Genomic DNA, 24,538 nt, shown 5'->3' with positions numbered 1-24,538 from the left:
ACGGAACGCGACCGCACACATCAGAAAGTCGCAGCGCGAAGGCAACGGTGGCGACGGTGGCAGCGGGAATCAGGAGCATGGAGGAGGCGACGTGGAAGACAAGCTGGAGGTTGGACGGGCAACGGAGCACACCGTGGGTGTGAACCGCGCGGTGCTGGTGATCGCGATTGCCCAGTTGCTCGGCACCTCGCTGTGGTTCAGCGCGAACGGCGCGATGCGCGACCTGCAGGCGGCCTGGCAACTCAGCGCATCCGGCATCGGCTGGCTGACCAATGCCGTGCAGGCGGGGTTCATTGTCGGCACGCTGGTGTCCGCGACCACCGGTATCGCCGACCGCGTTCCTGCCAGCCGTGTTTTCGCACTGTGCGGTCTGATCGGCGCGGCGTTGAATGCGCTCTTTGCGTTGTGCAGCACCGGTCTCGCATCCGCCGTCGTATTCAGGTTCGGCGTGGGGGTGGCGCTCGCGGGAATCTATCCGCTGGGGATGAAGCTTCTCGTCTCATGGGCACCTGGTCGCGCCGCGCAGACGCTTGCATTACTGGTCGCCATGTTGACGCTCGGCACGGCATCCGTTCATGCGATTCGCGCGGCGTTCGCCAGTGTGCCGTGGCAAACGGTGGTGCTCGCTTCGTCCGCGCTCGCGGTTATTGGTGCGACGCTGGTGTTCTGGCTAGGCGAGGGGCCGCATGTTCGGGCGGGCGCTGCACGTCGTTCGGCGTTCTCCGGCGGCGTCGGCGAAGTCGTCAGAATCCGTGAGTTCCGGGCCGCGGCATTCGGTTACTTTGGGCACATGTGGGAGCTGTACGCCTTCTGGACGCTCACGCCGCTATTTGTGCAACACGCGTTTGCCGGATCGACGCATCAATCGGCTAGCGCGGTCGCGTTCTGGTCATTTCTTATCATCGGCATCGGTGCGGCCGGCTGTCTGTTCGGCGGCATGTTGAGCCGGTGGGTTGGAAGCGCGCGCACCGCGGCGCTGGCCTTGCTGGTTTCAGGTACGCTGTGCGCGGTCTATCCACTCGCGTCGACGCTTGGCACTTCGGTGCAGCTCGCGTTGCTGCTTGTCTGGGGCATCAGCGTCATTGCCGATTCACCGCAGTTTTCGGCTTTATCCGTGCGGGCGTGTCCGGCGGACAAAATCGGCGGTGCATTGACGCTTCAAAACAGCTGCGGGTTTTTTCTGTCGGCCTGTTCGATCCTCTGGTCGACAAGTGCATTTCATTCGCTCGATGTTCACGTGGCCTGGCTGCTTCTGCCCGGCCCGGTTCTGGGTCTTCTCGCAATGATGCCGCTTCTCGCCAAGCGGCCGCGCTGGTGACCGGTTGCCGCCGCAATTAGTCGACCGCAACAATCGACCGCAAATAGACGACCGCAAGGCCGCGGACATTTCTAGAGAGATACATGATGGCCACTCCAACAACCAAACGCGATACAGGCAGGCGTGCCGAGCTGGTGCGAATTGGCGTAGCCCTTCTGACGGAGAAGAGTTTCTACAATTTTTCTCTGGACGAGCTGGTCGCCATTGCGGGTGTGCCAAAGGGTTCCTTCCACTACTACTTCAGCAGCAAGGACGCCTACGCGCTCGAAGTCATCGACGCGTATGCCGCGTATTTTGCGCGCAAGCTCGATCGCCACTTGTGCGACACATCGCTTGATCCGATCGATCGTATCAAGGCATTCACCGACGACGCCGCTAACGGCATGGAGCGTTTCCACTTCAGGCGCGGCTGTCTCGTCGGTAACCTAAGTCAGGAACTCGCCGCACTGGACGAAACGTTTCGCGCGGCGCTTCTGAACGTGATCCAGGACTGGCGCGCACGCATCCAGACATGCCTGGACGAAGGCCAGGCAGCCGGGAAGATTCGGGCTGACGTCAACACGGCGGCCCTTGCACGCTACTTCTGGAATGCATGGGAAGGCGCGGTGCTGTGCTCGAAACTCGAGAAGTCTCGCGCGCCGCTCGATGACGCAAGCGCGGTATTCATCGCGCAGCTGAAGCCTTGAGCGGAACGCTCAGACGCTCCATCGAACGCATGGACGCCGACCACCCCAACTCTCTGCGGGCTTTTTCGCTGCTGACTTCCGCGTGGTCTTCGGCGATGTTATAGACGCCGCCCGGCGAGCGTTGCAGGGCCAGCAAAGCCGCGATCGCCGCGGCCTGAACGTGCAGCGGGCTCGCCCCGGACGGCGCGTCGGCGCCGGTGCCCGGACCATAGATCTGCCCATAGCGCAGCACCGTGCCGGTCAGGGCGGTCGATTCGAGAACCCATTTCTCCAGCGCGACGACCCCTTGCACGCTGATACTGCGCGGTGCGGCGGCGTCGACATCGAGCGGACTCGATTCCACATACGGCAGCGTGCCCGGGCGGTAGGCCCAGGCGATGCTCTGCGCAACGAGCCGGCTGCAACCGGCTGCCGCGGCTGCTTTGACCAGGTGGCGCGTGCCTTCGTTGCGGATGCGGGCGTTGTTGACGACTGCCTGCGCCATGCGCGAAGGATCGAGCCCGCGCGGCAGATCGGTCAGTTGGTGAATCACGCTTTGCGGCCTGATTCGGGCCAGCTCGTTGGCCAATGTCTGGGCATCGAACACATCGACGACGACCGGTATGACGCCCGCGTCTTCCAGCATCTTTGCGCGTTGTGCGCTTCGCGTGCTTCCGTAGACCGACAATCCCGCGTCGATCAGCAGGGGAATCAGGGCGGTTCCAATAGCGCCTGTGGCGCCGGCGAGAAAGACCTTGCTAGTCATGACTATCCTTTTTTTGAAAGCAAAGGGTGACGATGCGCCGGTTGGCTCTACGCCCGAGGCGGCGCATTTGACAGTCGTGTTGCCGATCGGCGTTTACCGGCAGCTTAGTTATCATATTGGTGTGCCGAAAGAGCCATTATCGAAAAACTGATTGAGCCATTTTGAGGTGAAAGTTGAGACGCGCCAAAGACATCGAGATCGCGCTTGCGCCTAAGCCAGAAGGGGCTTCACTGCAGCAATGGCTCTACGACGAGATCCGCGGCGCGATCCTGACCGGCCGGTTTTCGCCGGGAACCCGGTTGCCGGCCACGCGCGATCTCGCTACGCGGTTTGCGATTTCGCGAGGCACCGTGCTTGGGGTGTTCGCGCAATTACATGCGGAAGGGTATGTCACTGCAGCGGTGGGGCGGGGCAGCTTTGTCGCGGCGGAATTGCCCGAGCGGCGCCTCGTGCCCGGCAAACACCGGGCGAAGTCGGCGCAACCCGCCGTACGCAGCGCCGACGCACACATCGAGTTGTCCGCGCGTGGCGCACTGCTGTCGCGCACGGCTTTCCAGGTTGAGGGCCGCGCGACGCCCGCTCGCGCTTTTCGTCCCAGTCAGCCGGACCTTGCCGCTTTCCCGTCCGCTTTGTGGTCGAAGCTGGCCGCGAGACGTTCGCGCCGTTTCCGTGGAGACATGCTGGCCGACGGCGAGGCGCAAGGCTATGGTCCGTTGCGCGAAGCAATCGCCGAGCATGTGCGGACCGCTCGCGGCATCACGTGTTCCGCTGGAAACGTAGTGATGCTAAGCAGTGTTCAGCAGGCGATCGACCTGAGCGCGCGACTGCTGCTCGACCCGGGCGACACCGCGCTGCTGGAAGATCCCGGCTATCCGGGTGCGAAGCTTGCGCTGGAGGCGGCTGGAGCGCGTGTCGTTGGAGTGCCGGTGGACGCAGACGGGATGAATGTGGAGTGGGCGTGCCGCCACGCAGCCGATGCCCGCCTCGCCTATGTGACCGCCGGACGACAGGCGCCCATGGGACCGCCGCTTGCGCTCGAACGGCGCCTCGCGCTGCTGGAATGGGCGCGCAGAAGCGGCGCGGTGATCCTGGAAGACGATTACGACAGCGAATATCGCTTTGAAGGCCGTCCACTGGCGGCGCTCAAAAGTCTTGATGAGAGCGGTCACGTTGTTTACTGCGGTACGTTCAGCAAGCTGCTGTTTCCCGCACTACGCATGGCCTATGCGATCGTTCCAGACCGGCTCGTCGACGCGTTCGCCGCTGCGCTCTCGTTGACGTCGCGGCATCTGGCCGTGGACCAGCAATCGATCCTGCATGCGTTCATTGCCGAGGGTCATTTTGGCCGCCATATTCGCCGGATGCGGCTGCTGTACGGCGAGCGTGCCCAGGCGCTCAAATATTCGATCGAGCGCCATCTTGGCGGCCTGCTCGCGCTGCCCGCGATCACCACCGGGCTCGACACACCCGCCTTCCTGCCGGGCAAAACCGACGACGCGCGAGTGGCGCGGCACGCGGCGCTCGCTGGCATCGAAACGCGGCCGTTGTCGTTTTACGCGCTCGAGCGTGCCGTCCCGCCGGGTCTGGTGCTGGGCTTCGCCGCGTTCGATAGCGACGAGATCGAACGCGGCGCGGTCTGCCTTGCACGCGTACTGGAGCGTGCGCGGGCTCACGGCACCTGACCGGATCGTCGCGACGACCCGCTCCGCTTGCCGGTATGATTCCAGGATCAAGCCAATGCGGAGCCATCCATGCGAATCCTGGTGATCGAGGACGAGCTGAAAACAGCCGCCTATCTGAAGAAAGGCCTTGAAGAATCCGGCTACGCGGTCGACATCGCGAACGACGGCCCCCAAGGCTTATTGCTCGCGCAGGAAGAAGAATACGACGTCATCGTGCTCGATGTGATGCTGCCCGGCATGGACGGCTGGACCCTCGTCAAGACTTTACGCAACACGCGTACCACGCCGGTGTTGTTCCTCACCGCACGCGACGACGTCGATGATCGCGTGCGCGGTCTCGAACTCGGCGCGGACGATTACCTGGTCAAGCCCTTCGCTTTCGTCGAGTTGCTGGCGCGCGTGCGTACGCTGGCACGCCGGGGGCCGCCGCGCGAAAGCGAGCTGATCAAGGTCGGCGATCTGGAAATGGACGTGAACCGCCGGCGCGTGAAGCGTGGCGGCGCGCGCATCGATCTGACACCGCGCGAATTCTCGCTGCTGCAGCTGCTGGCGCGCCGCGAGGGCGAAGTGTTGAGCCGCACGCAGATCGCATCCTATGTGTGGGACATGAACTTCGACAGCGATACGAATGTCGTCGAAGTCGCGATTCGTCGGCTGCGCACCAAGATCGACGATAACTTCCCCGTCAAACTGATCCACACCGTGCGTGGCGTCGGCTACGTACTCGAACTGAAGGACGCGAGTTGATGCGCGGCCGCTCGCTCGCAGCCACACTCGCGCTAGCTTTCGGCGGCACCACGCTCGCGGTGTTCGTCATTGTCGGCAGTTATCTGTATTTCGCGTTGGAGAAGCAGACCGGGGCGCAGGCCGATCTCGACGTCGTGCTCGCCGCGCGCCACGCCCGGCGACTCGCTCAGGAACTCAATTCGCCGGAGGACTTTCGCGCGTACAAGGTACGCGTGACCAGCATCGTGCTCGGCAATCAGGCGCTGTCGATGGAGGTCTTCGGTCCGGATGGCAGCCGCCTGATCGGACATAATGCGGCGGACGCTTTCGCCGCGGCCGACGAGACCGACGGGACAGCGGGGGCGAATACGACCGATACGACCGATACGTCCGATACGTCCGATACGTCCAGCGAGCTCGGCGCTGTCGGCATGACGCCCCCGCCCAGCGCCGCGAGTGCCGCTCAGGCGGACAGCACCGCAAGCGACACCGGCGGCGCGGCGACCCTCGCCGCATTGCCGCCGCTCACCCGCGTTGCCAACTCGGCGCGCATCACGGAAACGTCGATCGGCGACTGGACCGGCCGTCACGGCGCACCGATCCGCGGCATTCTCGCTGAGGTTCAGTTGCGCGATGGCGAAGTGGTCCACGTGCTGATCGCGCGCAACATGACCGACCGTACGCTTTTGCTGGACCGTTACCGCAGCAAGCTCGAGCTGGCTGGTGCGGGCGGCCTGATTCTCGCGATGCTGCTCAGTTATCTGCTGATTCGTGCGGCCATGCGGCCGCTGCGCGATATCGCCGCGAGCGCGGGTCTCGTCACGGTGAACCGCCTCAATACGCGCATCGAAGTGGCGCGCGTGCCCAGCGAACTGGAGACGCTGGTGGCCGCGTTGAATGCGATGCTCGAACGGGTCGATCATGGCTTTCAACGCTTGTCGCGCTTCACCGCCGATCTCGCGCACGACATGCGCACACCGCTTGGCAACATGCGCGGCGCCGCCGAAGTGGCCCTCGCCCGGCCGCGCTCGGTGGATGAATACCAGGTGCTGCTCGCCTCGAATGTGGAGGAATGCGACCGCTTGTCGAGGATGATCGAAAACGTGCTGTTTCTCGCCCGCGCGGAGCATCCTCAGTTCGTCAAACACATGCACGAATTCGCCGCTGGCGAGGAGTTGATGCGCATTGCCGAATACTTCGAAGGCATTGCCGACGAAGCGCACGTGCGCTTGCGCGTGACCGGCGCGGCGACGCTGACAGCGGATCTCGAACTGTTTCGCCGCGCCGTCAGCAATCTGCTAGCCAATGCGATCCGCTATACGCCGCATGGCGGAGAGATCGTGCTCGACTCGAGCGCATCCGAAAACGAGGTGCGTGTGAGCGTAACGAACGAGGGGCTGCCGATCGCCGCGGAGCATCTTGAGCCCATCTTCCAGCGTTTCTATCGCATCGATCCGTCGCGCAGTTCGCTGCCGTCGTCGGGGCTGTCGCAGGCTTCCACGGGCTCGGCCGGACTTGGGCTCGCCATCGTGCGTACGATCATGGAATTGCACGGCGGCTCGGTACATGCCGAAAGCGACGCGCACGGCACGCGCTTCATTCTCACGTTTTTGCGGGTTTAGCGGCGGCCTGGCTGGCTGCCTGCGTGCCTGCCTGAGCGGCTGCCTGAGCGCCAGCCTGCGCGCCTGCCTGAGCATGCCAACTGCCACCCAGGGCCTTCAACAGCAACACGCTCGACACCAGCTGACGCGCGGCGATTTGATCGGCGCTGCGCTGGTTCGTCAACGCGATGGTCTGTGCGGTCACTACGTCAAGGTAGCTGACCGCGCCCGCGTTGAAGCGGTCCGTCGTGAGCCGCAGCGAAAGAGCGGCCGCCTGGGTCGCGCGCTGCTGGCTGTCCGCTTCGCCGGCGAGCGAATGCAAGGCGGACAGGTTGTCTTCGACCTGTTGCAAGGCCACCAGCACCGTCTGACGATAATCGGCCACCGCGCCGTTGTACTGGGCCGTTGCGCCATGCAGGGCGGCCGTGCGCTTGCCGCCGTCGAATAGCGTGCCGGCCAGTTGTGGCCCGAGCGACCAGAACAGACTCGGCGCGGTGAGCCACGGCGTGAAGAAGGTGCTCTCCAGACCAGCGCTCGCTGACAACACGAGATCGGGGAAGAAAGCGGCACGCGCCACGCCGATCTGCGCGTTCGCCGACGCCACCCGCCGCTCGGCCGCGGCAATGTCCGGCCGTCGTTCCAGCAATTGCGACGGCACGCCGACCGGAATCGCCGGCGCTGCCGCCGCCGTACCATTCGGCGGCAGCGCGAAAGTCGAGGCCGGCTCGCCGATCAGGGTCGCAATCGCATGCTGCATCTGCGCTCGCGTCACGTCGATGTCGGTGTCTTGCGTGCGCGTAGCTTCGAGTTGGGTCGTGGCCTGGGCGACGGCGGAGGCATCGATCGCGCCGCTTTTTAGCTGTTGCTGCAACAGCTTCAATGCAGCGGCGTAGGCGCTCACGCTGTCGTCGAGCAGGGTCTTCTGGGTGTCGAGCGAGCGCAAGGTGAAATAGTCGACGGCCAGGTCCGCGTTGACCGACAGACGTACGGCTTCAAGGTCCGCTTCGCTCGCCTGGGCATCGGCTTGCGCGCCGGTCACGGTATCGCGCACCCGGCCAAACAGATCGGGCTCCCAGCTCGCCGACACCCCGCCCGAATAGTCGGGCACGGTCTTGCCCGCGAGCGACCGGTCCACTACGTTCTGCGAGGTCCGGAAGCGATCTTGAGCAAGCCCGGCAGTAATCGTGGGAAGAAAGCCGGCGCGCTGGTAGTCCACCATCGAACGAGCCTGCTGCAACTGCGCAACCGCCTTGCGCACGGTCTGATTCGAGATGTCGACACGCGCTTCGAGCTGGTTCAGCACCGCATCGTCGAAGATGGTCCACCACGGGCCGCGCGGCATCGCATCCATCGGCGTGGCCGGCGCCCAGGCGGATGCCGCACCCGCGTACCATGCCGGTGTTTCGGCGGTGGGGCGTTGATAAGGCGGCAGGGTCGAACAGGCGCTCAACAGCACGCCGCTGAGCGGCACCACGAGCGAGGCCAGTAGTGAAACCCGCGGCGAGCGGCGCGACAGCCGCAGTGGTAAAGCCTCGAGGAACATCGCAAATCCTCCCGGTGATGGGCGCTCAAGCATGGGTTGCCGGCGCGATGCGGACCGCCTGACCGGCGCTCAACGAATCGCCCGGGTTGTCGATCACGCGGTCAGTGGCGGCGAGGCCCGTGGTGATTTCCACATGCGTGCCGAAATCGCGTCCGATATGCACGGTCTTGAGCACCGCCTTACCGCTGCCGTCCACCACGGCGACGGTCACGCCGTCCGGGCGAAACAGCAGGGCGCTGACCGGCAGATCGAGTGCCGGCGAGTTCGACCGCAACTGCAGGTGCACCTGCGCGTAAGCGCCGGGCATCAGCGCGCCGTCCTGGTTGTCGACGTCGACCTCGACGCGCAGCGTGCGGCTCGACGGATCGATCGAGCCGGTGCTGCGCGCCACCCGCGCGGGAATCTGGCGGCCGGGATACTGCTGGGCCGTCAGATAGACGGAAGTGTCCGGCGTTACGTAGGCTGCGTCGTTTTGCGGCACGTCGACAAACACGCGCAGCACGGCGGTCTGCTGGATATGAAACAGCTCGCCGGACATGCCCGCGGTTCCGGGCGTGCCGCCCGCCGTCACCAGCGCGCCGACGTCTACGTTGCGCGCGGTGATCACGCCGTCGAACGGCGCGGTGATCTTCTCGTACGAAACCAGCTCAGCGAGGCGCGCGACATTGGCCTGCGCCGACGCCAGCATCGCGCGGCGCGCTTCGCTGTCGCTCACTTTCGTATCGGCGTCCTGCTGCGCGACCGCCTGGGTTTTCAGCATCTCCTGCCAGCGCTGCGCGGTGGTCTTCGCGAAGTCGTAGTTGGCCTGCGCGGTGGCCTGGTCCGCGCGGGCCTGGCGCAACTGGTCATTGAGATCGGGGGCTTCGATCGTGGCGAGTATCTGGGCGCGCTTGACGTGGGCGCCGATGTCGGCGTTCCAGTGCGCGAGGTAGCCGCTCGTGCGGGCGTAGATCGATGCCTCGGCGAACGGCGTTACCGCCCCCGGCAGCAGCAGTTGCTGGGCCGCCGGCGCCGCACGCGGCGTAATGACCGACACGCTCAGCACGCTTTGCGCTCGCGTTTGCTGCGTCAGCGCTGTGCTCGCATGCAGGCGCGGCACGATGCCGACGATCAGCAGCACCACGGCCAGTCCGGTCAAGGCGAGTGGCAACAGGCGGCCGCGCGGTTTCCGTTCGGTGACCGCGTCGCCGGCTCGTGGGCCGTGCCCCTCGTTCGTTGTGTGGGCGGCCCGGGTGGCCTGATCGGCTTCGGCGGACCGCTCGTGTCGCGGGCCACGTTCGGGCGGAATCGAAGAATCGTTCATGAGGAATATCTCGTCGGAATCAATGGATGCGGGCGGTGTCTAGCGTGTCGGTTCGCGCCGCGCGACGTGAGTCGAGCCACGCATGAACCATCCCGTAGACGACCGGGACGAACAGCAGGGTCGAGAGCGTGCCGAGCGCGAGACCGCCGATCACCGCGCGGCCGAGCGGCGCATTCTGTTCGCCGCCGTCGCCGAGACCGAGCGCCATCGGCAGCATGCCGATCAGCATGGCGAGGGCCGTCATCAGAACCGGACGGAGGCGGCTAAAACCGGCTTCGAGGGCCGCTTGCAGTGGCGGCTGGCCGCCATGGTGGAACTCGCGCGCGGTGTTGATCACGAGAATGCTGTTGGCCGTGGCAATGCCGATGCACAGGATCGCGCCGGTCAGCGCCGGCACGCTCAGCGGAGTGCCGGTGCTGAACAGCATCCACGCGATCCCCGCGAGCGAACCCGGCAAGCCGCTGATGATGATGAAAGGATCGAGCCACGACTGGAAATTGACGACCATCAGCAGGTACACGAGGGCGATCGCGAACACGAGGCCGCTGGCAAGACCGCTGAACGAATCGTGCATTGCCTGCACCTGGCCACGCATGACGATCGACGCCCCCGGCGGCAATTGCGGCCGGATCTGCTCCACCAGCCGGGTCACGTCGGCTGCCACGCCGCCGAGGTCGCGTCCCTGCACGGAGGCGAAAATATCGAGCACCGGCTGGACGTTGTAGTGCGATACGACGGCCTGCTGGGTGCCGCGCGTCAGCGTGCTCAACGCGCCAAGCAGATTTTGCGGGGCGGGGCCATCCGCGTTCGCCGAGGCCGCTGTCGCCATCATGCCGCCCCCCGCGCCACGGGTCGGTGCGACCGGAATGTTGGCGAGCGCCTGCAACGAGTCGACGTCGTACTGAGGCATCATCGCCATCAGCGGATAGCTGACGCCGTTGTGCGGGTCGAGCCAGAAATTCGGTGCCGTCTGCGAACTGCCGGAGAGCGCGATCAGCAGGTTCTGCGACACGTCGCGTTGCAACAGCCCGGCCTGAATGGCGCGCGTACGGTCGACGTCGACGTTGATCGCAGGCGCGTCGCCGGGTTGCTGGATGCGTGCATCGACCAGACCGCGCACGCCGCGCAATTGCGCGAGCAGGCGGTTCGCGACGAGGCGGTTGGCGTCGAGCTTGTTGCCGACGATCTGGATATCGATCGGCGCGGGCAGGCCGAAGTTGAGAATCTGGCTGACGATGTCGGCGGGCAGGAAGGCGAACGTCACGCCGGGGAAGTCTCTGGCGAGCATCGTGCGCAGCGTCGCGACATAGGCGGCGGTGGGCGGGTGCCCGGCTGCGAGCGTGATCATCACGTCGGCGTCTTCCGGGCCGATCGGGTCCGACGAATCGTAGGTCAGATTGATCCCGCTCACCGGCACGCCGATGTTGTCCAGCAGCGCCGCCAGGTACGGCTTCGGAATCACACTGCGCACTCGTGCTTCGACCTGATCGGTGATGCGTGCGGTATCTTCGATCCGCGTACCGGTCGGCGCACGCAGATGCAGACGGATTTCGCCGGTATCCACAGCAGGGAAAAAGTCGCGGCCGGCAAACGGCACCAGCGCGAGCGAGCCGAGACACACCACCAGGAAGATCGCGATGAAACGGCGCGGACTGGCGATCGCCGCGCCCAACACGCCGCGATACCGTTCACGCAGCCGCTCGAAGCGATGCTCGAAGGCAGCCTGAAAACGGATCAGGCGCGCAATCGGTCCGCTTCCGGTGAGCGGGACTGCACCGCGCGCGCGCATCAGGACCATCGCAAGCGTCGGCACCAGCGTGCGCGAAAAGAAGTACGAGGCGATCATCGCGAACACCACCGCCTCGGCAAGCGGCACGAACAGATAGCGTGCAACGCCGGAGAGCAGGAACATCGGCACGAACACAATGCAGATCGACAGCGTCGAGACGAAGGTCGGCACCGCGATTTCTCCCGATCCGTTCAGGATCGCATCGTGCAGCGGCTCGCCGCTCTCCAGATGATGGGCGATGTTCTCGATCGCGACGGTGGCGTCGTCGACGAGAATGCCCACGGCGAGCGCAAGGCCGCCGAGCGTCATGATGTTGATGGTCTGGCCGAGCGCGGACAGCGCGATGATCGAAGTGAGCACCGCGAGCGGGATGGAGACCGCAATGATCAGCGTGGCGCGCCAACTGCCAAGAAACAGCAGGATCATCAGGGCGGTCAGGGCCGCGGCGATCAGCGCCTCGCGCGCCACGCCCAGCACCGCTGACTTCACGAACACCGACTGGTCGGATAGCGCGGTAATGTGCAGCGCGCTCGGCAAACCGGCCGCGATATGCGGCAGCATGGCCTTAACCTGCTCGATGATGGTGAGCGTCGACGTACTGCCGGATTTCTCGATGGTCAGCAGCGCAGCGCGCTTGCCGTTGCTCCGCACGATGTTGGTTTGCGGCGCGTAGCCGTCGCGCACATGGGCGACGTCGCGCACATACACCACGCCGCCGTTGATCGTTTTGATCGGCAGGTTGTTGAGCGCGGCGACGGTGTCGGTGCTGCCGTTCATCTGCACGTTGTATTCGCGTGTCCCGATCTTGGCCGTGCCGCCCGGCAAAATCAGGTTCTGGGCATTCACGGCATTGACCACGTCGAGCGGCGCGAGACCCTTTGCCTGGAGCGCGCGCGGATCGATGTCGACCATGATCTGCCGCACCTTGCCGCCGAACGGCAGCGGCACGGCAGCGCCCTGTACCGTTGCCAGTTGCGTGCGGATGGCGCTGTTGCCGAGATCGTAGAGTTGCTGTTCGGACAGTGTGTCGCTGGAGAGTCCGAGCTGCAGGATCGGCACCGTCGATGCACTGTACGTAATGATGTTTGGCGGCAATGTGCCGGGCGGCAGCACGCGCAGGATCGACGCGGAATTGGACGCCGCCTCGGCGATCGCGCGATTGATATCCGCGCCCGGGTGGAAATAGACCTTCACCACCGAGACGCCGTTCAGCGATTGCGACTCGATATGTTCGATGTCTTCGACGTCGGAGGTCAGCGCGCGTTCGTAATTCGACGTGATGCGGTTGGCCATGTCCTGCGCGGAAAAGCCGTTATACGTCCAGACAATGCTCACCACCGGGATATCGATGTTCGGAAAGATATCCGTCGGCGTGCGCAGTATCGCGAGCGGACCGACGATAAAAACGAGTATCGCGAGGACCACGAATGTATAGGGGCGCTGCAGCGCGAGCCTGACAATCCACATGGCGGAATCCTGAAAAGAAGGCAGATGGAAGCGCGCTTGACGGTCGCCGCTGACGGCGCAAGGGCGCGTGCTTCGTGAGTCAGGAGTGTGAAGGGGCGGGGCTTACGGGGCGGAGTCCGGCACATTACCATTTTGTTATCTTCAGATCGACGGCACGTCGGCCGGCCAGCTGACACGCCGTCACGCCGATGTTCGGAGATAACAACTTTGTAATCATCGCGTCGGAGTCGTGAAATCACCCGGGGAGCAGACTGCATCTGTGGTCGCCGGAAAGCATCTTCGAGCGGACGGTGTCTCACCCTGTTGGCAGGCGGTTTATACCGCACAGCTCAATTAACCTAATGAAGGAGTCTTAATCATGTCGAAAATCATGGTTGGTATCGCTCTCGCCGTTGCGACCCTTGGCGCCCCGGTTCTCAGCTTCGCCCAGTCGAACGCGCCGGTCACCCGTGCAGAAGTCCGTGCCGACCTGGTGCGTGTCGAGAAGGCCGGTTACGTGCCGATCGCCAACGACATCAACTACCCGTCGGACATTCAGGCAGCTGAAGCCAAAGTCGCCGCGCAGGACGATCGGCAGCTGACAAACCAGGCTGTCGGCGGCGTCGCGCAGAACGGTGGCTCGGCAGCGGGCTCGGCCATGCGCACGGCGATGCACACGAAGACGCCGAACAACTGCGTCGGCCCGGTGAGCTTCTGCAATCCGTACTTCGGCAGATAGGTGAGGTGAGACGGACCCTGCGTCATGTGCCGTCCCGTTCGCAGGATCTCCGTCCGTCCCGTTGCAGAAGTAGACGGCTTGATAGACGAGTGCATCGCATAGCTCGGCGTAGCCGTCGGATCAAGCCAGCTACTTTTTGAATTTTGGCTGCTTATTTCACCCGCTTATTTCAACTGCCTGTTTCGTTCTTTATTTACGGAATCTCATCATGAAAATTTTGTCTGCCGCGGCATCTGTCCTTTCTCTTACTGCTTGCCTGTTCGCTTCCACCGGCGCCATGGCGCAGGACGCGCAACCCGCCACCAAGCCGATCAGGAACATTGTTCTGGTGCATGGGGCATGGGTGGACGGCTCGGGCTGGAAGCCGGTCTACAACATCCTGACCAAAGACGGCTACCACGTCACGATGGTGCAGGAGCCGCTGACCTCGCTCGATGACGACGTCGCCGCCGCGAAGCGCGTAATCGACCTGCAGGATGGCTCGACGATTCTGGTGGCGCACGGCTACGGCGGCTCGATCATCACCGAAGCCGGCGCCGATCCGAAGGTGGCGGGTCTCGTCTACGTGGCCGCGCATGCGCCGGCCGTGGGCGAAGACGAGTCCGATCTGGGCAAGAAGATGCCCAGCTACACGTCGCAACAGGCGGGCGCTATCAATAAGACCGACGACGGTTACACGTATCTGAATCCGGCGGATTTCCCGAAAGACTTCGCAGCTGATCTGCCGCTCAAGCAGGCCCAGTTCGAAGCGCAATCGCAGATTCTCACCGCAGCAAAGGTCTTCTCGCAGCCGATGACGGTTGCCGCGTGGACCACCAAGCCGAGCTGGGGCATCGTGGCCGGTGACGACAAGATCATCAACCCGGATCTCGAACGCTTCTATTACCAACGCGCCCATAGCCACACCACCGTGCTGGCGGGTGCCAGTCATTCGGTCTACGAATCGCGCCCGAAGGAAGTGGCTGCGGTAATCGAAGACGCAGCGAAGCACGCCCAGCTGTAATGCGCTCGTTGGCGGTTTAAGGCGCGGCGCGCGTCGCAAGACGCGTGCGTATCACTGGCCGCAACCGGTGGTTATGCATCCGGGTGTCCCATAGCGGCGCAGCACGCAGCACGCAGCACGCAACACGCAGCACGTAACAAGCAGCACGTAACAAGCAGCACGCAGCACGCAGCACGACAGGGAGCAGGGCCGCAGCCTTCAGGCCGGCGGCCCGCTCCCGGCAGACTAACGAGAACAGGTGACGAGGTGTTTCCATGAGCGCGCCGCATAGCGTCCATACAGCCGTGCCGGTTGCCACGGGCGACGCTATCGACGCCGCTACAATCGGGCGCGTCGCGAGTATGTGCCTGAAGCTGGAGGTGATGACCTATCCCAAGCCGGGGCTGGTCAGTCACGTCGACAACGGCGCCCACGACGACATGAATGCCGCGTTGATGTATCGCAGCGCCGCCTCTCTGGCGCCGTATTTCAGCCAGCTAATGCACGCCGGCGCAAACGGGGCGCGCATGCCTGAGTTGCGCACCATCGGACTCGCCGCCGAGCGGGCCATGATGGCCGCCACAGAGGGAATCAACGCGCATCGTGGAGCGATCTTCGGCATGGGGCTGTTGTGTGCCGCCGCCGGGTTTCGCGAGGTGTTCGAGCCAGCCGGCACGCTCGGCGCAATCGTCGCGCGGGAGTGGGCGGACGGCATCGTCGGGGGCACGGGTACGGGAGATAGTCACGGTGCGCTCGTGTGCCGTCGTTTCAACCTGGGCGGGGCGCGCAAACAGGCCGCGAGCGGCTTTCCGGCCATCTACCGGTGCGCGTTGCCCGCGCTGCTGGAAGGCGAATCGTTGCGGCCAGGCGATGCGCAAGCCGCACGCGTTCATGCGCTGATGAGGCTGATCGCGACGGTGGACGATACCAACCTGCTGTATCGCGGCGGTGCCGACGCATTGACGTTCGCGCGCGAGCAGGCCAGCGGATTTCTCAAGCGCGGCGGAGTCGGTCAACCGGCCTGGCGCGCCAGCGTGATCGCGATGCATCAGGCGTTTGTCGCGCGCAGACTGAGCCCCGGCGGTTGCGCCGATTTGCTGGCGATGACGCTGTTCGTTCGACGGATGGCCTAAGCGCGGGGTATAGCGCGGCCGCTGCGGGTCTGTCACTCGCCGCGCCCGGCGACCTCGTCTCGCCCGGTGGAGGTACGCCACTGAACGCTCAACAGATGCTCGCGCATCGATCGTGCCGCTGATTCGGCGTCACGAGCTTTCATGGCGCTGACAATATCCTGGTGTTGCTGCGCGAAGTAGCGCCGGGTCTCCTGCGCGGCAGTTTTCTCGCGCACGTCCGGTTTGACCCGCATGCCGTTGATCACTTCCATCAGCGCAATGAGCGCGGGATTGCGCGTGGCCTGGCCGATCAGCAGATGAAAGCGATGATCCCATTGCTGCCACTCCTCGTCATTTTTTGCGGCGGCGTTCTTCCGGGCGCATTTTTCGAGTTCCAGCAAATCGTCCCCGCTCGCTTTCGTCGCGGCAAGCGCGGCCAGCGCCGGCTCGAAAAGCAGTCGCATTTCCGCGATGTCCGCCGGACTGGCTCCCGCGCGAAGTCCACGCAGGGTCGGGGCGAACTTCAGCGGCCGCGCACCCAGATAGGTGCCGCGCCCGACCCCGCGCCAGACGCGGCCCGCCGCTTCCAGCGAGGCCAGCGCCGCGCGTAGATCCCTGCGGGTGACCAGAAGGTCTTCGGCGAGCTTTCTTTCGGGCGGCAGTGCGTCGCCGTCTTTGAGCTGACGCTCGGCGATGTATTCCAGCAGCCTGTCGAGCAGCGTTTTTTCCATTTCCGATTGCTGAACCAATTTAAATTGGTTCAAAGATAACAGAATCAGACTGATTGAAGCGCAATCGACGGGACATTTTTTATCCACTAAAATCAGTGAAAAAGCGGGTTAACACTGGGTGCAACCCAGCGCTGTTAGCCTTACTCTCGTATCTTATTTGTTCTGTACCAATTCGTATTGGTACACGCTTAAACATCGATCGCGGATCGTCGCAAAAGGAGCTGCGCATGTCGTTCACAACCCGCCCGGAACTGATTGGCACATTCGGCATGGTGGCCTCGACGCACTGGCTGGCCAGCGCGTCGGCGATGGCCGTTCTCGAGAAAGGCGGCAACGCATTCGACGCGGCAGCGGCAGCAGGTTTTGTCCTGCAGATCGTTGAACCGCATCTGAATGGTCCGGGTGGCGAACTGCCGGTGGTGTTCTACAGTGCCCGCGAAAAACGCGTACGTGTACTGTGCGGGCAGGGCGTGACGCCTGCCTCCATGACGATCGCCCGCATGCGCGAGTTAGGGCTGGAGGTCGTGCCGGGTACCGGTCTGTTGCCGGCAGTCGTGCCCGGCGCGTTTGGCGCGTGGATGGCCATGCTGCGCGACTATGGCCAGCTGCCGCTCGAGGACGTATTGAGCTACGCGATCGGCTATGCGGAAAACGGCTATCCGGTGCTGCCGCGCATGACGTCGTCGATCCTCGCCATCAAGGACTTCTTCCAGACTGAGTGGCCCACGTCGGCCGCGCAATGGTTGCGCAACGGCGATGCCCCAATACCCAACCAGCTGTTTGCCAATCCGGCGATCGCGCAGACGTATAGGCGCATTCTCGAAGAGGCGACGACCCGCAGCGATCGTGCCGAGCAATGCGAGCTCGCCCGCAAGGTTTTTTACCGCGGCTTCGTGGCCGACGCGATTGACAGTTATTTCCGTTCAACAGCCGTTCTCGACACCTCCGGCCAGCGCAACCATGGTTTGCTCAATGCCGACGATCTCGCGCGTTGGGAGCCGTCTTATGAAGATCCGGTCTCGTACGACTATCAGGGCTTCCGTGTCCACAAGACCGGCCCATGGGGCCAGGGGCCGATGTTCCTGCAGCAACTCGCGCTCCTCAAGGGTTTCGATCTCAATGCGATGGACCCGATGGGACCGGATTTCGTCCACACGGTCATCGAATGTTCGAAGCTCGCGTTCGCCGATCGCGAGGTGTTTTACGGCGACCCGCAGTTTGCGCATGTACCCATGGAAGTGCTGCTGAGCGACGCCTACAACGACGAGCGTCGCCGGCTCATCGATTCCCATCGCGCGTCGTTCGAATTCCGTCCAGGCACACTGGGCGACAGCGAGCAGCGCGCCGCGCTCATTCTTGCCAATGCCGGGAAACAGCAGTCGGGTGGTTTCGGCCAGGGCGAGCCGACCTTCGCGCCGCTGCCGGAACTGCGCGGCGACACGGTGCATCTCGATGTCGTCGATCGCTGGGGCAACATGGTCTCGGCGACACCCTCGGGTGGCTGGCTGCAAGCCTCACCGGCCGTGCCCGGTCTCGGCTTCAACGTGACCACGCGTGCGCAGATGTTCTGGATGGAAGAGGGGCTGCCATCGTCGCTCGGTCCGGGGCGTCGTCCGCGAACCACGCTCTCGCCTACGCTGGTTACGCGAGACGACCAGCCCTATGCGGCGTTCGGCACGCCCGGCGGCGATCAGCAGGACCAGTGGTCACTCCAGCTGTTTCTCAGGCACGTGCACGCCGGCATGAATTTCCAGGCCGCCGCGGATGCACCTTCATTCCAGACCGCTCACTTTCCCGGCTCGTTCTACCCGCGCTCCATGCAACTGGGCAAGATGTCCGCCGAGTCACGCTTTCCCGAGCACACGCTTACCGAGTTGCGCGCGCGCGGCCATGACCTGACGGTGGCCGAGCCTTGGGCATTGGGCCGGGTCTGCGCCGTCGGGATCAGGGGCGGACTGATGCGCGGCGCGGCCACACCGCGCCAGATGCAGGCGTACGCTATTGGGCGATAGCTTTCGCATCCCCGAGATCAGATCCATTTCCGTCAGGGAGAACATGCCGTGTCTGCTGTCGCCGTCCGTCTTGAAAGACTGCCTTTGTCGGGCTTCCATCGGAAACTCCTGCTCATCGGCGGGCTGGGTTACATGTTCGACGGACTCGATTCATCGTCGCTCGCCTTTCTGCTGCCGGTCGTCAGCAAGCTATGGCATCTCACGAGCGCCGAAACGGGTCTCGTCGCGAGCAGTACCTATATCGGCTACTTCTTCGGGGCTTTCCTGTCAGGCGTACTGGCGGATGTGATCGGGCGTCGCCGCATCATGATGAGCGCGCTGGCGATCTACTGCGTGGCGTCGCTCGCGAGCGCCACCGCCACCGACTGGCACACGTTTTTTGCGTTACGTATCGTGGCGGGCTTTGGCTCCGGTGCGGAGACCGTGGTGATCGCGCCGTTTCTTGCCGAATTCGTACCGCGACGTTATCGAGGCATCTTTTGCGGCGCACTGGTCGGTTTCATGTCGTTCGGCTATCTGGGTTCATCGATCATCGGCTTCACCGTGGTGAGAAATTTTGCTGACGGCTGGCGCTACATGGCGGTGGCGACTTCATTGCCCGTCGTCATGCTGTTGTGGTGGCGGCGGACGCTGCCCGAATCGCCACGCTGGCTGGAAAGCCAGGGCCGCACGGTTGAAGCGAACCGTATCGTCAGCGCGATCGAGTCATGGTTCACGGAGCGGGGCATCGCGCTGGCACCTGTCGCGTCGCTGGGCCCGATTGCCACAGCGGCGCCCGTCAGGAGCAGTGCGGTGCAGAACGTGCTGGCGTTGTGGTCGCCGCGCCTCGCGCGCACAACCGCCGTCAGCTGGTTGATGTGGTTCTCGGTTGCATTCGCGTACTACTCGTTCTTCTCGTGGATTCCGAGCCTGCTCCTCAAGGAAGGGCTCACCATGACGAAAAGCTTTGGTTATTCCATCGCGATCTATGGCGCGCAGATTCCGGGTTATTTCTCGGCGGCGTGGCTCAATGAACGGATCGGCCGGAAAGCCGTGGTGGCGTCTTACATGTTGCTCGGTGGGGTGGCGGCGATCACGCTTGCGTTTTCTCACACCGGCCTGCAAATCATGGCCGCGGGCATCTGCCTGTCGTTCTTCATGAACGGCGCGTTCGCGGGCGTGTATGCGTACACCCCTGAGGTCTTTCCGACGGCGGTGCGCGCAACCGGTACCGGATCGTCTTCGTCATTTGGCCGCATTGGCTCGGTGAGCGCGCCCATTCTGGTCGGTCTGGTCTATCCCACGCTCGGCTTTCTGGGCGTCTTCGCCATGACCACGACGGTGTTGCTGATCGGCGCCTGTGTGGTCGCCTTCCTCGGTATCGAGACCCGCAACCGCTCGCTCGAAGACATCGAGGAAAGCGGTCTCGAACCGGCGCAGGGCGTGCGAGGTCCGCTCAAATCCACCGAAATGAACGGCTGAACGTCGTGACTTCTCACCTTTCCATCAAGACCATGCAAGACAATGAGATCGCGTCTGAGACGCCGGCCGCGCAAGCGCTTGATATTCCGGACCTGGAGCGTCTGGCCATGGCGCTGCGGCAGAAAGATCAGCCCATGGGCATTTTTCGCGCAGTTCATGCCGTGGCGGAACGGACAATCGGCTTTGGCCTGTTCACGATCATGTCCTACGATGCGCCGCGTCGCGAGGTGGAGCGCGTGTACACCAACATGCCGGCCGTCTATCCGGTGGGCGGACGCAAGCAGAAAGACGGCACCGCGTGGGCCAGCCAGGTGCTGCTGGACCTCAGGCCGTTTCGCGCAGAAACGATGCAAGGTATCCAGGGCGCGTTCGACGATCACGCCGTGATGACCAACCTGGGTCTCGGCTCGATATTGAACATCCCGATCGCCTACGACGGAGTCTGCGTGGGCACGATGAACCTGACGCATCGGGAAGGGTGGTATACGGCGAGGCATGAAGCAATGGGCCTGCTGATCGGTTCTTTTCTTGCCGCCGCACTCGTCAAGCGGAATACGATAGTCGCTGGTGAGTTCACGGATCGCTGACATGAGCACGACCAATCGCGTTACCACACCCTCCACGGTGACCCAGGCCGTCGAAGCCCAGGGCTCCTAGCTGCTTGTCTTCGCTCTCGGCTATCTTGCGCTCATGGCCGATGGCGCGGACGTCATGATGTACGGCCTGACGCTCACGCGCATCAAGGACGAATTCGGGCTGACCAATGTGGAATCGGGGGCGTTGGGGAGTCTGACGCTGCTTGGCATGGCCATTGGCGGGATTATCGGCGGATGGGCGAGCGATCGCGTGGGCCGGGTGCGAGTGGTGGCGTGGGCGCTGGCGCTGTTTTCGCTTGGCGCCGGACTGCTTGGGGTCACTCATGGCTTTCTGGAATTCGCGGTTGTGCGATTCATCAGTTCGCTGGGGATCGGCTCCATGGTGCTCGTCACCACGCTCGTTGCCGAATACGTGCCCACGCAACGGCGCTCGCTGATTCTCGGTGCGCTGCAAACCGGTATTTCGGCCGGCTATATCGTCGTTATCGGCCTGAGTAACTGGATTTTGCCGCACTACGGCTGGCGCATGCTGTACTACGTGTCGGCGCTGCCGGTGCTATTGGCACTGGTCATCAAATTCGCCGTGCCGGAGCCGGCGAGCTGGCTCGCGAGCCGCACCGCTGCGCGCGCGAACCCTCGTGGACGTGCCGAGAATCGCTATTACCTGATCTTCAGCAACCGGCAATCGCGAACCCTGTTTATCCTGTGGACCCTCGCTTCGGTATTCGTCCTTTCCGGGTTCTATGGTTTGAACAACTGGTTGCCGACTTACCTGGAAAAGGAACTGCACGTCAAGTTCAGCACGATGGCCGGGTACATGATTGGCACGTACGTGGTCGCGTTCGTCGGCAAGATCGTCGCCGGATGGCTGGGCGATCGCTGGAGCCGGCGCGGTGTGTATGTCCTCGGCTGCGTGGGCGCGGCGCTCTTTCTGCCGCTGATCATCTTCTTCCACACGCGCGAGAACATCGTCTATCTCATGCTTCTGTTCGGCTTCATGTACGGTGTGCCGCTGGGTACGATCGGCACCTTCATGTCGGAGAGTTTCGCTACGTCCGTGCGTGGCACTGCCGTGGGCGGTTCGTATAACCTCGGTCGCTTCTGCTCAGGCGCGGCGCCCATCGTGATCGGTTACCTGGCCACGCAGTTTTCGATCGGTATCGGCTTCCTGGTAGTCGGTGCGGTGTTCTTTCTGAGCGGTGTCACCGCGCTGTTCATTCCCGACCGATTGCACGACACGCAGCGTGAGGCCGCTTAGCGACCACGACTCAGCCTTCAGTCGAAATCAACTTCGCTACGTAGCCAGCGCCGGAAAATGTCGATGGCATCGACCTTCGCGTTGTCCGGGCGCCAGACTACGAAATGCGCGTGAACGTCGATGATGCTCGCTTTCCATAGGCGCACCAGTTTCCCCGCCGCCAGCTCGCCATTGGCCAGCGAGCGGCGTGCCAGCGCAATCCCTTCTCCTCTGGCCGCGGCGTCGAGCACCTGGCCCGCGTCTTCGAAAAGCGGACCGGTAACGGGCTCCGTCATTTCGAGTCTTGCCGCCTGAAACCAGGGCTCCCACGGCTGCGATCTGTGCCTGAGCAGCGTACAACGCGCCAGTTCGCTGGGCCGGCGCGGCAGCTTGCCGCTGCGGTAGTCCGGGCTCACCACGGGAAAGATTTCTTCGTCCATCAACTTCTCGCTCTGCAAGCCGGGCCATTGCCCCGGCCCGTATCTCAACGCGACGTCGATACGATCGCGACCGTCGAGCCGCGCGAGCGATGCCGACGGCCGAACTTCCACTTCGACTTCCGGATGTGCCGCGTGAAATCGCTGCAAGCGGGGATTCAGCCAGCGTGTCGCAAATGAGGGCAACACGCTCACGGCGAGCCGCACCGGCGGTGCGGCCGCCGTGCGCCCACGCGGCCGTTGAACCGCTGGCGCACCGAACGCACGCACGAGCACCGTCAACCCTTGCCGGACCTGCAAGGCCAGCGCATGGGCACGAGGTGTGGGCGTGACGCCCATGTGTTCGCGCACAAACAACTTTTCGCCGAGACGGGCCTCCAGTGCCCTGACGTGCTGGCTGACTGCGCCTTGCGTCAATGCGAGTTCGTCGGCGGCATGCGTAAAGCTGCGCAGTCGCACTGCCGCCTCGAAGGCGCGCAGTGTCTGCAGAGGGGGAATGCGGGCAGATAGCATGGTGCCAGCATTAATATCACTAATGCCCGATCCTCACAAATGATCGTTTGTCTCCGGTATGAGCGCTCAATAAACTGCCGCCATGACCTATCGACTTTTCTATTCCCCCGGCGCCTGCTCGCTAGCCGCGCATATCGTGCTCAATGAACTGGGCGTCGATTTCGAACTTGAACGCACCGCAGTAACGGAAGGCGCGACGCAACGCGCGTCCTATCTCGCGATCAACCCCAAGGCGCGCGTGCCGGCGCTTGGCGTTCCCGGCGAAGACCGCGTGCTCACCGAGTTGCCCGCGATCCTGACGTACCTCGCGAGCCGGCATCCCGAAGGCGGACTGTTGCCAGCGGCCAATCCAATCGATGAAGCGCGCTGCCACGAATGGCTCGCGTGGCTTGCCGACTGGGTTCACGGCGTGGGCTTTGGCGGGATCTGGCGACCGATGCGCTTCAGCGCGGAACCTGCGCACTACGACGGGATACGCGCGACAGGCCGGCGCACGGTAATCGATAGCTTCGGGATCATCGAAAGTCATTTTGCCGCTGGCCGTTTGTGGGCCGTGCCGTACGGCTACACGATCGTCGAACCGTTCCTGTTCGTGCTTTATCGCTGGGGGAATCGCATCGGCATTGACATGCGCAACAACTATCCGGCGTGGACGGCGGCGAGCGTGCGGCTGCTGGAACGGCCGGCGGTGCAGCGCGCGCTGAAGCGCGAGGGCGTGTCAGTCGATAGCTGAAGGTGTGGGGCGGAGCATTGCCTCAGATGCGCGCGACGGGTGTTGCAGCTGTCCAGCAGGGATCCTCCGGGCCGGTCAAGCCGAATGCCGCCGCTATTGTTGCGGGGACTGGTCGTTCGGCAACGGCATCGCGCAGATCGCCGATCTCTAGCCGTGCGTCGTGTATGCGGACGCCGGTCCGCATGCTGCCGCTACTGTGAAGCCAGTTCGTGCAGCGCAGCGATACAGGCGACCACGGCGGCGTCGCTCGCCGAAGCATCCGCGAGAACGTGATAAGCAAGCGCGGAAGCGGCGCATGGAATCGCCAGTTCAACCAGCTGGTCTTGCAGCGCTTGCGGCGCGCCAGTCGGCTTGCTCAGCAGCGCCACGCCGAGACCTTCCGCCGCGGCAGTCAAGGTCAAAACATAGTCGCCGTAAATTCGGTCGGCTGCCTTATTCCGGAAGTGGAGTTGATGCGCGTTGAACCACGCGCGCCATCCCGCGGTATCCCCGTTATGAAGAAGCGGCAACTGCGCCAGGTTGCCGGTCGCCTGCTTCCGTTCAACCTCGGAAAAATGGTGGCGTGACACGACCGGCACCAACGCCTCCTGTTCGAATAGCGGCTTTTCGTAATGGGTCTGCCAGCCGCCTCGACCGTAGCGGATTGCAATGTCCGCCTCCTGGGTAGCGAGATTGACGTTCTGTTGACCGGTCACCACTTCGATACGCAATGGCGCCACGGCGCGTTCCAGCAGCGCGAGACGCGGCAACAGCCAGACTTGTGCAAACGATGACGTGGTTGCAATCACCAGCGAGCGTCGTTTGGGTTTGCGCCACAGGTCCGCCGTTTCGTCGATGATCGCGAACGCATGTTCGATGCGGCCAAGCACGCGCTGTCCATCGGGCGTCAGCCGCACACCGCGGCCGACGCGCTCGAACAGCGCCACCGCGGCCCATGCTTCGGCGCCCGCTACGCGTCGGCTGATCGCCGCGTGACTGACATTCAACTCTTCCGCGGCGGCAGTAAAGGAGCCGCAGCGCGCGGCGGTCAATGCAGCGACGAGGCATTCAAGAGGAGGCAGGGAAGGAATCGATCTGTGCGCCATACGTACAGGTGATCAGCTATCGAGCGCATAGCTGACGATGAGATGTAAAGCCACAATCATA

21 protein-coding genes are annotated in these 24,538 nt (G+C 63.7%); 14 read left to right on the top strand and 7 right to left on the bottom strand.

Translation table 11 applies throughout. From position 1 onward, the window contains the following. The first annotated feature begins 91 nt into the window (after window positions 1-91). Window positions 92-1,318: an MFS transporter gene (locus tag PQR27_RS11625; RefSeq protein WP_408523796.1), complete on the top strand. Its 1,227-nt coding sequence runs from the start codon at window positions 92-94 to the stop codon at window positions 1,316-1,318. Window positions 1,319-1,401: 83 nt separating this feature from the next. Continuing rightward, a complete protein-coding gene (locus tag PQR27_RS11620; RefSeq protein WP_408523795.1) occupies window positions 1,402-2,004 on the top strand; it encodes a TetR/AcrR family transcriptional regulator in 603 nt (200 codons plus the stop codon). Here PQR27_RS11620 and PQR27_RS11615 read toward each other — a convergent pair. Then, the gene (locus PQR27_RS11615; RefSeq protein ID WP_408523794.1) at window positions 1,982-2,749 is read right to left on the bottom strand and encodes an NAD-dependent epimerase/dehydratase family protein; all 768 of its coding nucleotides are present in this window, start codon (window positions 2,747-2,749) and stop codon (window positions 1,982-1,984) included. The genes PQR27_RS11620 and PQR27_RS11615 overlap by 23 nt on opposite strands. On the opposite strand from PQR27_RS11615, the gene PQR27_RS11610 reads away from it, so the two are divergent. The 4 genes from PQR27_RS11610 (at window position 2,748) to PQR27_RS11595 (ending at window position 6,779) form a co-directional block, all read left to right on the top strand. Further along, the gene (locus tag PQR27_RS11610; protein WP_408523793.1) at window positions 2,748-2,900 is read left to right on the top strand and encodes a hypothetical protein; all 153 of its coding nucleotides are present in this window, start codon (window positions 2,748-2,750) and stop codon (window positions 2,898-2,900) included. The genes PQR27_RS11615 and PQR27_RS11610 overlap by 2 nt on opposite strands. 22 nt (window positions 2,901-2,922) lie before the next feature. After that, window positions 2,923-4,431 (top strand): MocR-like pyridoxine biosynthesis transcription factor PdxR, encoded by a 1,509-nt coding sequence (pdxR, locus tag PQR27_RS11605; RefSeq protein ID WP_408523792.1) that lies wholly within the window; start codon window positions 2,923-2,925, stop codon window positions 4,429-4,431. 69 nt (window positions 4,432-4,500) lie between these two features. After that, window positions 4,501-5,178, top strand: a complete 678-nt coding sequence (locus PQR27_RS11600; RefSeq protein WP_408523791.1) for a heavy metal response regulator transcription factor — start codon at window positions 4,501-4,503, stop codon at window positions 5,176-5,178. Further along, on the top strand, window positions 5,178-6,779 hold the full coding sequence (locus PQR27_RS11595) for a heavy metal sensor histidine kinase (RefSeq protein WP_408523790.1): 1,602 nt from the start codon (window positions 5,178-5,180) through the stop codon (window positions 6,777-6,779). Before PQR27_RS11600 ends, PQR27_RS11595 begins: the two co-directional genes overlap by 1 nt. On the opposite strand, the gene PQR27_RS11590 is transcribed toward PQR27_RS11595, so the two are convergent. From PQR27_RS11590 to PQR27_RS11580, 3 genes are read right to left on the bottom strand one after another with little or no spacing between them, the layout of a single operon-like run. Continuing rightward, entirely contained in the window at window positions 6,760-8,301 is a 1,542-nt protein-coding gene (locus tag PQR27_RS11590; protein WP_408523789.1) for an efflux transporter outer membrane subunit, read from the bottom strand. The genes PQR27_RS11595 and PQR27_RS11590 overlap by 20 nt on opposite strands. Window positions 8,302-8,326: 25 nt before the next feature. After that, the gene (locus tag PQR27_RS11585; protein WP_408523788.1) at window positions 8,327-9,604 is read right to left on the bottom strand and encodes an efflux RND transporter periplasmic adaptor subunit; all 1,278 of its coding nucleotides are present in this window, start codon (window positions 9,602-9,604) and stop codon (window positions 8,327-8,329) included. A gap of 19 nt (window positions 9,605-9,623) precedes the next feature. After that, window positions 9,624-12,860 (bottom strand): efflux RND transporter permease subunit, encoded by a 3,237-nt coding sequence (locus PQR27_RS11580; protein WP_408523787.1) that lies wholly within the window; start codon window positions 12,858-12,860, stop codon window positions 9,624-9,626. A 358-nt stretch (window positions 12,861-13,218) separates the two neighbouring features. Between PQR27_RS11580 and PQR27_RS11575 the strand changes: the two genes are divergently transcribed. From PQR27_RS11575 to mdcB, 3 genes are all read left to right on the top strand, one after another. Beyond that, the gene (locus PQR27_RS11575; protein WP_408523786.1) at window positions 13,219-13,578 is read left to right on the top strand and encodes a DUF4148 domain-containing protein; all 360 of its coding nucleotides are present in this window, start codon (window positions 13,219-13,221) and stop codon (window positions 13,576-13,578) included. 208 nt (window positions 13,579-13,786) lie between these two features. Further along, on the top strand, window positions 13,787-14,581 hold the full coding sequence (locus PQR27_RS11570) for an alpha/beta hydrolase (RefSeq protein ID WP_408523785.1): 795 nt from the start codon (window positions 13,787-13,789) through the stop codon (window positions 14,579-14,581). 254 nt (window positions 14,582-14,835) lie between these two features. Further along, window positions 14,836-15,693: a triphosphoribosyl-dephospho-CoA synthase MdcB gene (gene mdcB, locus PQR27_RS11565; RefSeq protein WP_408523784.1), complete on the top strand. Its 858-nt coding sequence runs from the start codon at window positions 14,836-14,838 to the stop codon at window positions 15,691-15,693. Window positions 15,694-15,725: 32 nt separating this feature from the next. Here the strand turns inward: mdcB and PQR27_RS11560 are convergent, their stop codons facing one another. Then, complete coding sequence (locus PQR27_RS11560) at window positions 15,726-16,403, bottom strand: FadR/GntR family transcriptional regulator (protein ID WP_408523783.1); 678 nt, start codon at window positions 16,401-16,403, stop codon at window positions 15,726-15,728. A gap of 227 nt (window positions 16,404-16,630) precedes the next feature. Here PQR27_RS11560 and PQR27_RS11555 point away from each other — a divergent pair, with 227 nt between their 5' ends. The 4 genes from PQR27_RS11555 to PQR27_RS11540 all read left to right on the top strand — a co-directional run bounded on the left by PQR27_RS11555 (window position 16,631) and on the right by PQR27_RS11540 (window position 21,730). Continuing rightward, a complete protein-coding gene (locus PQR27_RS11555) occupies window positions 16,631-18,415 on the top strand; it encodes a gamma-glutamyltransferase family protein (protein ID WP_408523782.1) in 1,785 nt (594 codons plus the stop codon). Between the two features lie 48 nt (window positions 18,416-18,463). After that, entirely contained in the window at window positions 18,464-19,876 is a 1,413-nt protein-coding gene (locus PQR27_RS11550; protein ID WP_408523781.1) for an MFS transporter, read from the top strand. A 32-nt stretch (window positions 19,877-19,908) separates the two neighbouring features. Beyond that, the gene (locus PQR27_RS11545) at window positions 19,909-20,463 is read left to right on the top strand and encodes a GAF domain-containing protein (RefSeq protein ID WP_408525469.1); all 555 of its coding nucleotides are present in this window, start codon (window positions 19,909-19,911) and stop codon (window positions 20,461-20,463) included. Between the two features lie 70 nt (window positions 20,464-20,533). Beyond that, window positions 20,534-21,730: an MFS transporter gene (locus PQR27_RS11540; protein WP_408525468.1), complete on the top strand. Its 1,197-nt coding sequence runs from the start codon at window positions 20,534-20,536 to the stop codon at window positions 21,728-21,730. A 17-nt stretch (window positions 21,731-21,747) separates the two neighbouring features. On the opposite strand, the gene PQR27_RS11535 is transcribed toward PQR27_RS11540, so the two are convergent. Beyond that, window positions 21,748-22,659, bottom strand: coding sequence for a LysR substrate-binding domain-containing protein (locus PQR27_RS11535; protein ID WP_408523780.1), 912 nt, complete (start codon window positions 22,657-22,659; stop codon window positions 21,748-21,750). A gap of 82 nt (window positions 22,660-22,741) precedes the next feature. On the opposite strand from PQR27_RS11535, the gene PQR27_RS11530 reads away from it, so the two are divergent. Next, window positions 22,742-23,392 (top strand): glutathione S-transferase N-terminal domain-containing protein, encoded by a 651-nt coding sequence (locus tag PQR27_RS11530; protein ID WP_408523779.1) that lies wholly within the window; start codon window positions 22,742-22,744, stop codon window positions 23,390-23,392. A 191-nt stretch (window positions 23,393-23,583) separates the two neighbouring features. Here the strand turns inward: PQR27_RS11530 and PQR27_RS11525 are convergent, their stop codons facing one another. Next, window positions 23,584-24,477, bottom strand: coding sequence for a LysR substrate-binding domain-containing protein (locus tag PQR27_RS11525; protein ID WP_408523778.1), 894 nt, complete (start codon window positions 24,475-24,477; stop codon window positions 23,584-23,586). Window positions 24,478-24,538 lie beyond the last annotated feature (61 nt).

This window comes from Paraburkholderia fungorum (assembly GCF_046027215.1).
GTDB lineage: Bacteria > Pseudomonadota > Gammaproteobacteria > Burkholderiales > Burkholderiaceae > Paraburkholderia > Paraburkholderia fungorum_D.
This window is presented reverse-complemented; position numbering and strand designations above follow the sequence as displayed.